Origin of the sequence: Micromonospora sp. DT43, assembly GCF_049841645.1 — a bacterium.
In the GTDB taxonomy this organism is placed as follows: Bacteria; Actinomycetota; Actinomycetes; order Mycobacteriales; family Micromonosporaceae; genus Micromonospora.
Map to the genome: position 1 here is coordinate 82,917 of NZ_JBNCKR010000014.1, position 12,639 is coordinate 95,555.

13 protein-coding genes are annotated in these 12,639 nt (G+C 72.3%); 6 read left to right on the forward strand and 7 right to left on the reverse strand.

Translation table 11 applies throughout. The features are described from left to right. The first annotated feature begins 43 nt into the window (after nt 1–43). The gene (locus ACLQ26_RS26960; RefSeq protein ID WP_425747120.1) at nt 44–550 is read left to right on the forward strand and encodes a DinB family protein; all 507 of its coding nucleotides are present in this window, start codon (nt 44–46) and stop codon (nt 548–550) included. Between the two features lie 8 nt (nt 551–558). On the opposite strand, the gene ACLQ26_RS26965 is transcribed toward ACLQ26_RS26960, so the two are convergent. Continuing rightward, nucleotides 559–1,746, reverse strand: a complete 1,188-nt coding sequence (locus ACLQ26_RS26965; protein WP_425747121.1) for a spore photoproduct lyase family protein — start codon at nt 1,744–1,746, stop codon at nt 559–561. A gap of 160 nt (nt 1,747–1,906) precedes the next feature. Here ACLQ26_RS26965 and ACLQ26_RS26970 point away from each other — a divergent pair, with 160 nt between their 5' ends. From ACLQ26_RS26970 to ACLQ26_RS26980, 3 genes are all read left to right on the forward strand, one after another. Beyond that, nucleotides 1,907–3,223, forward strand: coding sequence for an RICIN domain-containing protein (locus tag ACLQ26_RS26970; RefSeq protein ID WP_425747122.1), 1,317 nt, complete (start codon nt 1,907–1,909; stop codon nt 3,221–3,223). A 23-nt stretch (nt 3,224–3,246) separates the two neighbouring features. Further along, nucleotides 3,247–3,708 carry a hypothetical protein gene (locus tag ACLQ26_RS26975; protein ID WP_425747123.1) on the forward strand — a complete coding sequence of 154 codons (462 nt, stop codon included), beginning with the start codon at nt 3,247–3,249 and terminating at the stop codon, nt 3,706–3,708. A 423-nt stretch (nt 3,709–4,131) separates the two neighbouring features. Further along, nucleotides 4,132–5,331, forward strand: a complete 1,200-nt coding sequence (locus ACLQ26_RS26980; protein ID WP_425747124.1) for an RtcB family protein — start codon at nt 4,132–4,134, stop codon at nt 5,329–5,331. Nucleotides 5,332–5,375: 44 nt separating this feature from the next. On the opposite strand, the gene ACLQ26_RS26985 is transcribed toward ACLQ26_RS26980, so the two are convergent. From ACLQ26_RS26985 to ACLQ26_RS27010, 6 genes are all read right to left on the reverse strand, one after another. Then, nucleotides 5,376–6,167 carry a maleylpyruvate isomerase family mycothiol-dependent enzyme gene (locus tag ACLQ26_RS26985; RefSeq protein WP_425747125.1) on the reverse strand — a complete coding sequence of 264 codons (792 nt, stop codon included), beginning with the start codon at nt 6,165–6,167 and terminating at the stop codon, nt 5,376–5,378. Between the two features lie 107 nt (nt 6,168–6,274). After that, on the reverse strand, nt 6,275–7,768 hold the full coding sequence (locus tag ACLQ26_RS26990) for an MFS transporter (protein WP_425747126.1): 1,494 nt from the start codon (nt 7,766–7,768) through the stop codon (nt 6,275–6,277). Nucleotides 7,769–7,801: 33 nt separating this feature from the next. After that, nucleotides 7,802–8,413, reverse strand: coding sequence for a TetR/AcrR family transcriptional regulator (locus ACLQ26_RS26995; protein WP_363685347.1), 612 nt, complete (start codon nt 8,411–8,413; stop codon nt 7,802–7,804). 150 nt (nt 8,414–8,563) lie between these two features. Continuing rightward, the gene (locus ACLQ26_RS27000; RefSeq protein ID WP_425747127.1) at nt 8,564–9,511 is read right to left on the reverse strand and encodes a Gmad2 immunoglobulin-like domain-containing protein; all 948 of its coding nucleotides are present in this window, start codon (nt 9,509–9,511) and stop codon (nt 8,564–8,566) included. Continuing rightward, entirely contained in the window at nt 9,508–10,977 is a 1,470-nt protein-coding gene (locus ACLQ26_RS27005; RefSeq protein ID WP_425747128.1) for an ATP-binding protein, read from the reverse strand. Before ACLQ26_RS27005 ends, ACLQ26_RS27000 begins: the two co-directional genes overlap by 4 nt. Nucleotides 10,978–10,990: 13 nt before the next feature. Then, complete coding sequence (locus ACLQ26_RS27010) at nt 10,991–11,671, reverse strand: response regulator (RefSeq protein ID WP_425747129.1); 681 nt, start codon at nt 11,669–11,671, stop codon at nt 10,991–10,993. A 214-nt stretch (nt 11,672–11,885) separates the two neighbouring features. Between ACLQ26_RS27010 and ACLQ26_RS27015 the strand changes: the two genes are divergently transcribed. After that, entirely contained in the window at nt 11,886–12,260 is a 375-nt protein-coding gene (locus ACLQ26_RS27015) for an L-rhamnose mutarotase (protein WP_425747130.1), read from the forward strand. A 96-nt stretch (nt 12,261–12,356) separates the two neighbouring features. Beyond that, nucleotides 12,357–12,626: a cyclic nucleotide-binding domain-containing protein gene (locus ACLQ26_RS27020; RefSeq protein WP_425747131.1), complete on the forward strand. Its 270-nt coding sequence runs from the start codon at nt 12,357–12,359 to the stop codon at nt 12,624–12,626. The last annotated feature ends 13 nt before the right edge of the window (nt 12,627–12,639 follow it).

The window sequence follows — 12,639 nt, forward strand, 5'->3', positions numbered from 1 at the left end:
CCCGGCACCAGCGCCGGCGATGCCGTCCGGAATGATCACGTCAATGACCACTGAACGGATCGGCCCCCCGCTCACCGGCGACGAGCGAGAGACGCTGCGCGCCTTCCTCGACTTCCACCGGGCGACGCTGGCCCTCAAGTGCGCCGGCCTCACCGACGAGGAGCTGCGCCGGCAGTCCATGCCGCCCTCCACGCTGTCCCTGCTGGGCCTGGTACGGCACATGGCGGAGGTGGAACGTGCGTGGTTCCGGCGGGTCATCGACGGCGAGGACATCCCCCTGGTCTGGTCGGAGACCGGCGACTTCCAGCAGGCGTACGACGCCGGCGCGGCCACCCGGGCCGAAGCGTTCGACGCCTGGGAGCGCGAGGTCGAACACGCCCGGCGGATCGAGCGGGCGGCCGCGTCGCTCGACGTGACCGGTCACAACGCCCGCTCCGGCGAGACCGTGTCGCTGCGGCTGGTGATGCTGCACCTGATCCACGAGTACGCCCGGCACAACGGCCACGCCGACCTCCTGCGCGAAGGCGTCGACGGCACCGTCGGCGTCTGACCGGAACGTCAGGTCCAGTAGAGGATGCGGCAGGCCGGTACGCGGGCGGCCAGCTCGGCGGTGAACCAGCCGCGCAGCTCCGCCATCGTGTCGCGGGGGTAGACGTACTTCACCGCGCCGAACCTGCCGTGTTTGCGGCTGCGGGACTCCTCGTCCATCTCCAGCCGGGTGTGCGGATACCAGCCGAGCAGCACCTCCTTGCTGCCCGGCGTGAACCGGTGCGTGATCAGCTCGGCGGTCAGGTCCAGCTCGGGAACTCCGTCGACAGCCGCGCGGACCTGGTCGAGCAGCTCGCCGTAACGTTCGCGCCAGTCCGGCAGGGGCATGATCGGGGCGATGGCCAGCCCGACGGGGTAGCCGTCGAGCGCGAGCCGGCGCAGCGCGGCGAGCCGGTCGGGCACCCGCGCGGTGCCGCCCTCGAACCGCTCGCTCACCGGGGCACAGTTGACGCTGAACCGGACCCGGGTGCGGCAGGCGTGCGGCAGGCCGACGAAGGTGTCCACGTCGGCGTACTTGGTGGTCCAGCGCAACTGCACGGGCGCGTCCCAGTCGGCGAAGTGCTGCACCGCCCGCCGCCAGCTGCCGGTCAGGTGCTCGAGGGCGAGTGGGTCGGTGTAGCAGGACGCCTCGAAGGTGGTGCCCTCGTCGGCGCGGCGCGCGTTGCGGCTGGTCACCGTTCCGCGCCCGGCGTACGCGGCCAGCCCGGCCAGGATGTCGTCGAGGTCCGCGTACACCCTGGTCACCGGCGGGCCGGAGAGCGAGCCGGCGAGGTAGCAGTACTGGCAGTGCGCGGGGCAGCCCTCGGCGAGGTCGACGCGCCAGTCGGCGCTGGGGGCGATGGGTTGCAGGGCACGCCGCGAGGGTGGGCTCACCACGATCGCCAATGTCGCCTTGGCGCGGGCGTACGTCTCCCGGTCGGTCTGCCCGCGTACGCCGGTGAGCCGGTTGGACCGCAGCCGTTCCACCTCGATGCCCAGCGCCCGCACCCGCTCGACGATCCGCTGCCCGTGCGGGTGGTCCAGGGCGGCCGGGGTGGCCACCACCCGGCTCGGGGTCCAGCGGCGTGCCGGTCTCGCCGCCGGGGCGAGCCCGGCCAGGTCACGGGTCGGCACCCGCTCGCCGCTGGCGTCGTGCGGCGCGGCGGGCACGTCCACGGCGAGCGGCTCGTCGACGTCGACGGCGTCCGGGCTGGTCATCGGGCCGGGGTACCCGCTGCCGCAGGAATCCCACCCGATCGGCCGGTCCGCGATTGACGCACCGGTCGGCACCGCATAACCTTTCGTCTATCTGTAAACCTTGTGAACAGATAGTTCACGTCGACGCGTCGGCGCGCGTCCCGACCGAAGGGACGATCAGGTGATCGCAGAACTTCCCTCCCGTACCCGAAGGATCCTGTCGGTGTTCGTCGCCCTCGTCGTCGCCGTGAGTGCCGGGCTCGGCCTCGACGTCACGCGCAGCGCGCAGGCCGCGCCGACGTTCAAGGTCCTGGCCTTCTACAACGGCACCTGGGACGCCGCGCACATCGACTTCGACCGGGACGCCCGCGCCTGGTTCCCGCAGGCCGCCGCCCAGTACGGCTTCTCCTGGGAGGCCACCACCAACTGGGGCCTGCTGAACACGGCAAACCTGGCCCAGTACAAGGTCGTCATGTTCCTCGACGACGCGCCGCCCGCCGCGCAGCGGCCCGCGTTCGAGCAGTACATGCGCAACGGCGGGGCGTGGCTGGGCTTCCACGTCAGCGCCTGGACCGACAACCCGTCGAGCTGGAGCTGGTACTACAACACGTTCCTCGGTTCCGGCTCCTTCCAGACCAACACCTGGGGGCCGACCCGCGTCACGATGCGCGCCGACAACCGCACCCACCCGGCCACCCAGGCGCTCCCGGCGACCTTCGCGTCGTCGATAAGCGAGTGGTACTCCTGGAGCAACGACCTGCGCCAGAACCCGGACATCGACATCCTGGCCTCCGTCGACCAGTCCAGCTTCCCGGTCGGCACGGACCCCAACCAGTCCTGGTACGGCGGCTACTACCCGCTGGTGTGGAGCAACAAGCGCTACAAGATGCTGTACGCCAACTTCGGGCACAACGCGATGAACTACAGCACCAACACCGGCCTGTCCTCGACCTTCGACAGCCCGCAGCAGAACAAGCTGCTGATCGACGGCCTGCACTGGCTCGCCGGTGCCGGCACGTCGCCCACCCCGACGCCCACCCCGACGGGCACCGCCGGCCCGATCTCGCCTACCGCCTGGCACACGGTCGTCAACCGGGCCAGCGGCAAGTGCGTGGACGCCCGCGCCGCCGGCACCGTCAACGGCACCGCCATCCAGCAGTACGCCTGCAACAGCAGTGCCGCCCAGCAGTACCAGTTCGCGCCGACCAACGGCGGCTACCTGCGGGTCAACAACCGCGGCAACAGCGCCCAGGTGCTCGACGTGACGGACCGGTCGACCGCCGACTCGGCGCCCATCCAGCTCTGGTCCTACAGTGGCGGCAACAACCAGCAGTGGCGGGCCGAGTCCGAGGGCGGCGGTTACTACCGGCTGGTCAACCGCAGCAGCGGCAAGTGCCTCGACGTGCCGGGAGCGTCCACGGCGGACAGCGTCCAGCTCATCCAGTACACCTGCAACGGCACTGCCGCGCAGTCCTTCCGCCTGGTGCCGCAGTCCTAGATCGCGGACGGTAGCGTCCGCGCATGGCCATCCCCGATCGCGTGCCCATCGCGTACGAGTCCGACTACCGCACCCGCCACATCGGCCGGTACGACAAGGGCCAGTTCTTCGGCTCCGTCACCGCGACACTTGCCGACGGTGCCGGAGCCGAAGACGACTGGTACCGACACAAGCGGTGGTACGCGGTGCTGCACCGCTTCGACGACGACGGCGTGCACACCGACTCGGACATCTGGTTCGCCGGCACCAGCGAGGACGAGGAAGCCTCGATCACCCGTGCCGAGGCTCGCCTCCTCGACTGGCTCGACGGCCTCCCCGGCCGGGTCTTCGGCGACATCGCCATCGGACTGTTCCAGGTCGAGGTCGACGGGCACGTCTTCGGGCTGGTCGACTGGTCCGCGGAGTACGACGGCGCGGACCACGCCGAGTTTCTCCCCGACGACCTGGGCTTCGACCCGCCCTGGGACGGTTGCTACGACACCTGAGCCGGCGCGGCCCGCCGGGTCCGAATCGCGGCCTCGCCGGGCCTGACGCAATATCCTTTGCGGACAGCTTCTGACACACCTACCGTGATGCGGAGTACGGCCGACCGAGCACACCCGGGGGGAGCACGCCATGTCGCAACGCACAGCCACCAACGCCACCTGGCGCGCGTCGGGTGCCGGTGCCGCTCTGCTGTCCGGCGCGTCGCGCCGGTGTCTCGGTCAGCCCGTGCAGGGCCGCAATCAGGGCCGGTATCAGGGGCGGCGACCTCGCTGACGCCACGCGCGTCGAGCGCGGCCGCCCACCCCGGGAGGGGTCGGCGGCCGTTTTCCTTTCCGACGAGCGTGCCGCCGGCTCCACCCCGGCGCACGATCATTTACGGTCACCAGGTAGCGCTGGTGTCGGCACGACACGAGGAGACCACGATGGGATTCACCCCTCTCGCCGGTACCCGGGCACCGGTCCGGGTCTGGACCGACCCGTACGCCATCGAGCCGCAGGCCGCGAAGCAACTGCGCAACATCGGCGCGCTGCCCTGGGTGCAGGGTGTCGCCGTCATGCCCGACGTGCACTTCGGCAAGGGCGCCACGGTCGGCTCGGTGATCGCCATGCGGCAGGCCGTCTCGCCGGCCGCGGTCGGCGTCGACATCGGCTGTGGCATGTCGGCGGTGCGGACGTCGCTGACCGCCGCCGACCTGCCGGACGACCTGGCCGGGCTGCGCTCGGCGATCGAGGCCACCATCCCGGTCGGCTTCAACCAGCGGCAGGAGGCGGTCAACCCGCGCCGGATCCGTGGTCTGGAACAGGGCGGCTGGGACGACTTCTGGAGCCGGTTCGCCGGCCTGGACCGGCGGGTGGCGCAACTGGAGACCCGGGCCCAGCGGCAGCTCGGGACGCTCGGCGGCGGCAACCACTTCATCGAGGTCTGCCTGGAGCAGGGCGGAGACGACGAGGGTCGGGTGTGGCTGATGCTGCACTCCGGGTCGCGCAACATCGGTAAGGAGCTGGCTGAGCGGCACATCGGCGTGGCCCGGCGGCTGCCGCACAACGTCGACCTGCCCGATCGGGACCTGGCGGTGTTCCTCGCCGGAACACCCGAGATGGACGCGTACCGGCGGGACCTGTGGTGGGCGCAGGAGTACGCGCGGCGCAACCGGGCGGTCATGCTGGCGCTGCTCTGCGGCGTGGTGCGCGAGCACTTCCCGCACGTCGGCTACGACGAGCCGATCTCGTGTCACCACAACTACGTGTCCGAGGAGAGCTACGACGGGGTGGAGGTGCTCGTCACCCGCAAGGGCGCCATCCGGGCCGGCCGGGGTGACCTGGGCATCATCCCCGGGTCGATGGGCACCGGGTCGTACATCGTGCGGGGTCGGGGCAACCCGGCCGCGTACTGCTCGGCCTCGCACGGGGCCGGGCGGCGGATGTCGCGGGCGCAGGCCAAGCGGACGTTCAGCACCGACGATCTGGCCGCGCAGACCGCCGGCGTCGAGTGCCGCAAGGACGTCGGGGTGGTCGACGAGATCCCCGGCGCGTACAAGGACATCACCGAGGTGATGGCCCAGCAGGAGGACCTGGTCGAGGTGGTCGCGCACCTCAAGCAGGTCGTCTGCGTGAAGGGTTGACGAGGGTACGCGCGGGCCGGTGCACCCGGCCCGCGCGTTACCCGTCAGAAGCCGACGAAGACCCGGCGCAGGTCGTCCAGGGTCAGCGGGCCGGTCACCTGCACGCCGTCCGGCGTGTACTGCGGCCCGAGCCGGCCAACCACCAGCCGCAGCCACGTCTCGGCCGGCAGGGACAGCTCGCCGTCGGGCTGCTCCGGCGCGTCGGTCAGCTCGATCTGCTCGCCCAGCCGCAGTCCGAACGTCCGCTCCGGGTCCCGCAGCCGTACCAGCAGGGTGGCCTGGCGGCCGGCCAGCTCCTGCGGCCGGCTCGTCCAGCCCAGCATGCCGCCGATCTGCTCGATCAACAGCGGCACCGCCTCCGGCGTCACCGCCGCGAACGAGTTGAACGCCACCTCGGCGTCCCACTGGTGCAGGGCGAACTCGCTGAGCCGGAACCGGGCGGCGGTGGCGACGTCGACCGGCTCCGGCAGGAAGCCGAGGTCGATCCGCAGCGTCGAGCGGGTGTCGGCGTCCAGCGCCTCGTACGCCTCGACGAGCCGCTTGTTGGACTCCAGGAAACCGGCCGCGTGCTCCTCGGGGGACATGGCGTCCCAGCGCGCCCAGACGGTGCGGTTGAAGTCGCCGTCGGGCGCGGCGGTGCCCTCACGGGCCGCGGTGAGCGCCGCGAGGTTGATCTCCGCGCCGCTGCCAAGGTGGCTGAGCACCTGGGAGACCTGCCACTCGCTGGCCCCGGAGGGGCGGCGCAGGTCGTCTTCCTTGAGGTCGCGCACGAGCGCGGCGAGCTCCTCGTGGCCGGAGCGTAGCGCGTTGATGATCTGGTCGGCAGCCGTGGACATGTGTCTCCTCAACGGATCTTCGACGATGGTCCGGACGCTACCGGACGGGTACGGGTACGGCGGCCGGCCCGCTCCGGGTCGGGAGCGGGCCGGCCGTGTCATCCGGCTCAGCCCATGTGCACGGCGTTGCCGGCGGGGATGTCCTCCTTGCGAACCTTCACCAGGAGCAGGGTGACCACCCCGGCGAGCACGATCAGGGCCGCGCCCCAGGCGAACGCCACGCGGTAGCCGTGCACGAGCGCCTCGACCTGGGTGACCGGGTTCGGGGCCCGACCGACCAGGTACGCGGCGACCGCGCTGGTGTAGAAGGTGTTCAGCAGCGCGGTGCCCAACGAGCCACCGATCTGCTGCGTCGCGTTCAGCGTCGCGCTTGCCGCACCGGCGTCGTGCTCCGGCACCCCGACCAGGGCCAGGCTGGACAGCGGCACGAAGGTGAAGCCGAGGCCCATGCCGAGGACGACCTGGGCGGGCAGCAGGAGGGTGAGGAACGAGGTGTCCACGTCGATCTGGGTGAGCGTCAGCATGGCCACGGCGGCGAGCACCGCGCCGCCGACCATCAGCGGCTTGGCGCCCAGCTTCGGCATGAGCTGGCTGGCGCCACCCGCGGCGATCAACACACCCGCGGTGACCGGCAGCGACGCGAGACCGGCCTCGAGCGGCTTGTACTGCAACACCACCTGGAAGTAGAAGGTGAGGAAGAGGAACGCCCCGAACAGGCCGGCGCCGATCAGCGTGGAGGCGAGGTACGCCCCGCCCCGGTTGCGGTCCAGGATGATCCGCAGCGGCAGCAACGGGTGGTTGGAGCGCAGCTCGATCATCACGAAGGCGGCGAGCAGCACCACACCGGCGGCGATGAAGCCGAGCGTGGCTGTGGCGTCCCAACCGTCCTCGGCGGCCTTCGTGAAGCCGTACACCAGGGAGACCAGGCCGGCGGTGACGACCACCGCGCCGGGCACGTCGTAGCGGGTGTTGCCGTGCGCCCGGCTCTCCGGCACCAGCGGGATCGCGAAGGCGATCGCGATGGCGGCGACCGGAATGTTGACAAGCAGGCACCAGCGCCAGTCGGCGTACTCGGTCAGCACGCCGCCGAGCAGCAGCCCGACCGCGGATCCGCCGCCGGCGATCGCGCCGTACACGGCGAACGCCTTGGCTCGCTCCGTGGCCTCGGTGAACAGCACCGTGAGCAGCGCCAACGCGGCCGGGGCGAGCAGCGCGCCGAAGGCCCCCTGCAACGCGCGGGCGGCGAAGAGCATCTCGCCGCTGGTGGCCAGGCCGCCCAGCGCGGACGCCAACGCGAAGCCGACCATGCCGACGATGAAGGTGCGCTTGCGGCCCCAGTAGTCGGCGATCCGGCCGCCGAGCAGAAGCAGACCACCGAAGGCCAGCGTGTACGCCGTGATCACCCACTGCCGGTTCGCGTCGGTGATCCCCAGGTCGGCCTGTGCCTGCGGGAGCGCGATGTTCACGATGGTGGCGTCCAGGACGACCATCAGTTGGGAGACCGCGATGACCGCCAGCGCGATCCAGCGCCGCGGGTGCGGCGTGCCTGTCGACGTTCCGGCGCCGGGTGCGCCGGGGGAGGTCGAGGTGGTTCCGGACATGGTGAAGCCTTCCGTGGTGCGGATGTCGATGGATCAGGCCTGGGACGGGCGGTCGTGCTGGTAGCGGAGCACCGGGATCAGCACCTGGTCGACGACCTGGGTGAGGAACGCGTCGTCGGCGGGCAGGCCGTGCGCGAGGACGCGGGACATGGTGAGGGCGGGCGCCAGGTCGTGGAACAGCTCCCGTTCGCCGGCGTCCGGGGGGATCTCCCCGCGGGCGGCGGCGCGGACGAGGACGGCGGTGCTGGCCACCCGCCCGGCGGGCAGCACCTGGTGGCGCACCAGGCGTTCGAGTTCCGGGCTGGTCCGCATGGCGAAGGTCAGCGCCTGCATCAGGTCGCAGTCGGCGACGCAGATGGCGGCGGTGGCGCGCAGCAGCTCGATCAGGTCGCCCCGCAGCGAGCCGGTGTCGGGCGGGTTGTGCACGCCGACCTGGCGGTCGCTCAGGGCGGCGACGACCAGCTCGGCCTTGCCGTCGAAGCGCCGGTAGATGGTGGCCTTGCTGATGTGGGCCCGGGCGGCGACGGCGTCGATGGTCATCCGGTCGTAGCCGACCTCACGCAACAGGTCGATCACCACGGCGAACAGGTCGTCGGCGGTGCACCGCGCGGCCCGGGCGGCCGGCACCCCGGCACCCGCGCTCACCTGTCGACCATCCAACACTCGTTGACCCCCCGTGAAACGATGTCGTACTGACCCTAGTTCGCTGCTGGCCGTTTCCGCAGGCTTTTATGAGGTGCGTCGCACCCGGTAGACGAAACGGTCACGTTTTCGTACGGCGTTGAGACGGGGCGGTCAGCCGCCGCTCGGCGCGAGGATCACCGGCACCGCCACCCTGTTGCTCCGGGAGCCGTCGCGCGCGGACACCTCGTACACCTCGATCGTGCCGTGCTGCTCCCGGGCCGTGTGCCAGCCGACCACCAGCCGGTAGGCGCCCCGGCAGCCGCTGCCGCAGCTGGCGGCGCCGAAGCCGGTGGCCACCTCCCGGCCGGCGGCGTCCAGCACCCGGATGCTCACCGTGGCCTCGAACACGTCGGCGGTGCCGGTCACGGTGAGCGGCGCGGTGACCCGGTCGCCGACGCTCGGGGCGGTGACCACGATCGGCGCGAGCAGGTCCGGATAGTCGGCCCGGCCGACCGGCACGCCGCCGGGAAAGCGGACCTGCCGGACGGTGGGGAACTGGGTGAGCGTCCACACCACCTGCGCCTCGCGCAGTCGCCGACGCTCCGCCGGATCGTCGCCGGACGGGACGGGACCGAGCGTCGCCACGCCGTCGGCGATCCGGGTGACCTCGACACCTGCCGGCAGCAGGGTGACCATGCCGGTGGCGGCCTCGGCCGGCGTGGGCCCGGCGGCCAGTTCGGTAAGCGCGAGCCGGGACGTGGTGACGGTGGCCGGCCGGGTGCGCCGGGTGGGAACGAGCAGGCCGGATCGCACGTACCACAGCTCGATCGTCACCGGCTCGGGCCGGCGGGTGCCGACGGACGTCGGTGCCGGCGGACGCGGCGCGGTGCGGGTGGCCGCCGCTGACGGCGGTGGCCCGGTCGGCGGCCCGCTCGGCGGGGCGGACGCGGCGGTCGAGGTGGGCGGGACGATCAGCGGCGGCGCGGTGGGCGCCGCGCCCAGGACACCGGAGCGGGGGGTGCCGCACGCGCCGAGCAGGAGCGCGGCGACGAGCACCGGCACGCCCACCGCGCGCCACCCGCCGCGCCGGCCCACCCCGACCGGGCCGTGCCCGCTCACGCCACACCGCCCGGCGGGCCGGCGGGCGCCGCCTCGCTGCTCTCGTCGGGGTTCCCCGCCGGGCGTGGTACGCCGGTGGGCGGCCCGCCCGTGCCGAGCGCCGGCAGCTCCAGACGGAAACGAGTGCCGGTGCCCGGCGCGCTGCGGACGCTCAGCACCCCGCCGAGGAGGGCTGTGTGTTCCCGGGCGATGGCCAGGCCGAGCCCGCTGCCCGGCGCGGACCGCGACGCGTCGACCTTGTGGAACCTGTCGAACACGTGCGGCAGGTGCTCGGCGGGAATGCCCGGCCCCTGGTCGGTGACCTCGACGACGACGAGCGCGCCGGCCCCGGTCACGGTCGCCCGGATCTCGCCGCCGCCGTGCTCGACCGCGTTGACCACCAGGTTGGCGAGGACACGCTCCAGGCGGCGAGGGTCCGTGCGCAGCGCCACCGGGTCGCCGACGACCAGCACACGGTCCGACCAGCCGCGCGCCGCGACGATCTCGCGCAGCAGCGCCGGCGCGTCCACCGGCTCGACGCTCGGCCGTTCCCGCCCGGCGTCCAGCCGCGAGATCTCCATGAGGTCCTCGACCAGGCGGCGCAGCCGGGCCACGTCGCCCACCAGCAGCCGCGCCGCCGGCCGGGCGTCGTCGGGTAGCCGGTCCAGCTGCTCGCCCAGCAGCGAGGCCGCGACCACCAGGGCGGTCACCGGGGTACGCAGCTCGTGCGCGACGTCGGCGGTGAACCGCCGCTCCCGGGCCTGCGCGGCCGACAGGGCGGCGATCTTCGACTCCAGCGCCTCGGCCATCTCGTTGAACGACGCCGCCCAGACGCTGAACTCGTCGCGCCCGCGTACCGGCAGACGGGTGGCTAGCAGCCCTTCGGTGAGTGACCGGGCGGCCCGGCTGGCCCGGCCCACCGGCTCCAGGGTGCGCCGAGCCAGGAGGTGACCCACCCCGGCGGCCACCAGCACGACGAGCACCCAGCCGGCCAGCAGCGCGGTGCGCACCTGACCCAGGTCGGCGGCGATGTCGTCCTCCACGGTGATCACGTACAGCTCCGCGGTCGAGCCGGGGATGCGTCCGCCGACCACCAGCAGTCGAGGGCGCTGCGCCGGCGTCGAACGCTGGTAGGCGAGCTGCCCGTCGGCGACCGCCGCCCGCAGCCGCGTGCCCAGGGCGGGGGCGTACGCCGGGTGGGAGGGGCGGACGGGGCCGTCGACCAGGAGAACGTGCCGGCCACTGCCCTCGAAGCTGGTGAGCAGGTCGGTGCCGCGCTGCTCGGTCAGGGGCAGGAACTCACCGGCGAGCAGGAGCTGGTAGCGGGCGTCGGCGGCGGCCTGGTGCAGCGAGGCGTCCAACCAGGACTGCCGCAGCAGCAGCCCGGCCCCACCGGCGAGCAGGCCGGCGGACACCCCGGCGACCAGCACGAACGCGATCGTCAGCCGGCGCCGCAGGCGGCCCGGTGCCACCGCTCGTCCGGCCATCGCCGACCTCCCGTCAGCCCGTGGACAGCTTGTAGCCGACGCCGCGCACGGTGCGGATGCGCCGTGGGTGCGCCGGGTCGTCCTCGACCTTGGCGCGCAGCCGCTGCACCGCCACGTCGACGAGTCGCGAGTCGCCCAGGAAACGGTGGTCCCAGACCAGGTCCAGCAGCAGTTCCCGGGTGAAGACCTGGCCGGGGCGACGGGCCAGCTCCAGCAGCAGACGGAACTCGGTGGCGGTCAGGGTCACCTCCCGACCGTCGCGGCGTACGACGAAGCCACCCGGATCGATCTCCAGGTCGCCGACGGCGATGGTGTGCGAACCGACAGGCACGCTTGCCCGCCGCAGCACCGAGCGGACCCGGGCCACCAGCTCGGGCAGGTCGAAGGGTTTGCGCAGGTAGTCGTCGGCGCCGCACTCGAGGCCGACCACCACGTCGAGCGTGTCCGTGCGGGCGGTCAGCATGAGGATCGGCACCTGGCTCGTCCGCCGGATCTCCCGGCAGACCTCCAGACCGTCCAGACCGGGCAGCATGACGTCGAGCACGATCGCGTCGACCGGATGGGCTCGCCAGGTCAGCAGCGCCTGCCGCCCGTCGATGGCGGTGTCGACCCGGAAACCGGCGCGACGCAGACCGAGGGCGGTGACCTCCCGGATGGAGGCGTCGTCCTCGACCACCAGTACGCGGCCCTCCACGACCTGAGGGTAGACCCGCCGCGTCGCTGCGCAGCCCTGGCGAAACGGTCGGTGTCGACGGCCGGTCGGGGCCGTGGCACCGGAACGGCGGTCCTCGACCTCCGGGGGGTGCTCCTCGATCTTGGCAACGGCTACCATCGGGTCGCCAACAGCGATGGCCGACCCGCCCCGGACCGTCGCCACCGCGTGACCAGTTCACCCGAGAGGACACGACGTGCAACGTCATGGCTGCGTCATCCGGCTTCGTCCGGAGCACCGGGAGACCTACCTGCGCCTACACGCCGAGGTCTGGCCGAGCGTCGAGAAGACGCTGCGCGAGGCGAACTTCCGCAACTACACCATCTTCCTCCACGACGACCTGCTCTTCGGCTACTACGAGTACGTCGGCGACGACTACGAGGCCGACCTGCGGTACATCGCCGCCGACCCGCAGACGCAGGAGTGGTGGAAGCTGACCGACCCGTGTCAGGAGTCGGTCGCCGAACCCGGTTCGGGAGACTGGTGGGCCCCGATGCGGGAGGTCTGGCACCTGGCCGACGAGTCGGGTGCGGAGGCACCCGATCAGCCCCAGCCGGGCTCCCGCGGCTAGGTTTGCTGCTGGCGCAGCCGCTGCCGAGGCAGCCCGTCCCAGGTGATCAGTGGCGCGATCCACTTGTCGTCAACATGCGAGACCTATCGTTCGAGCATGAGCACCGGCGACGCCGACGGCCCTGTCCTCGACGCGGAGCAGTTCGACCGCCTCGCCAGCTACGGCACCGAGGAAGAAGTCCAGCCGGGACAGGATCTGTACGCCACGGGCGACAACTCCTACGACTTCTTCCTGTTGCGGACGGCCACCGCGGAGGCGGTCCGCGACGCGACGGCGCTGGAGCCTGAGCGTCTCATCTACCGGCGCGGACCGGGCGAGTTCCTCGGCGAACTGAGTCTCCTCACCGGGCAGCAGGTCTGTCGGTGAAGGCGCCGCCGCG

Excerpts from the sequence above, each read along its gene's own strand:
- ACLQ26_RS26960 (WP_425747120.1), top strand. The coding sequence starts at position 44 with ATGACCACTGAACGGATCGGCCCCCCGCTCACCGGCGACGAGCGAGAG.
- ACLQ26_RS26965 (WP_425747121.1), bottom strand. The coding sequence starts at position 1,746 with ATGACCAGCCCGGACGCCGTCGACGTCGACGAGCCGCTCGCCGTGGAC.
- ACLQ26_RS26975 (WP_425747123.1), top strand. The coding sequence starts at position 3,247 with ATGGCCATCCCCGATCGCGTGCCCATCGCGTACGAGTCCGACTACCGC.
- ACLQ26_RS26980 (WP_425747124.1), top strand. The coding sequence starts at position 4,132 with ATGGGATTCACCCCTCTCGCCGGTACCCGGGCACCGGTCCGGGTCTGG.
- ACLQ26_RS26985 (WP_425747125.1), bottom strand. The coding sequence starts at position 6,167 with ATGTCCACGGCTGCCGACCAGATCATCAACGCGCTACGCTCCGGCCAC.
- ACLQ26_RS26990 (WP_425747126.1), bottom strand. The coding sequence starts at position 7,768 with ATGTCCGGAACCACCTCGACCTCCCCCGGCGCACCCGGCGCCGGAACG.
- ACLQ26_RS27005 (WP_425747128.1), bottom strand. The coding sequence starts at position 10,977 with ATGGCCGGACGAGCGGTGGCACCGGGCCGCCTGCGGCGCCGGCTGACG.
- ACLQ26_RS27020 (WP_425747131.1), top strand. The coding sequence starts at position 12,357 with ATGAGCACCGGCGACGCCGACGGCCCTGTCCTCGACGCGGAGCAGTTC.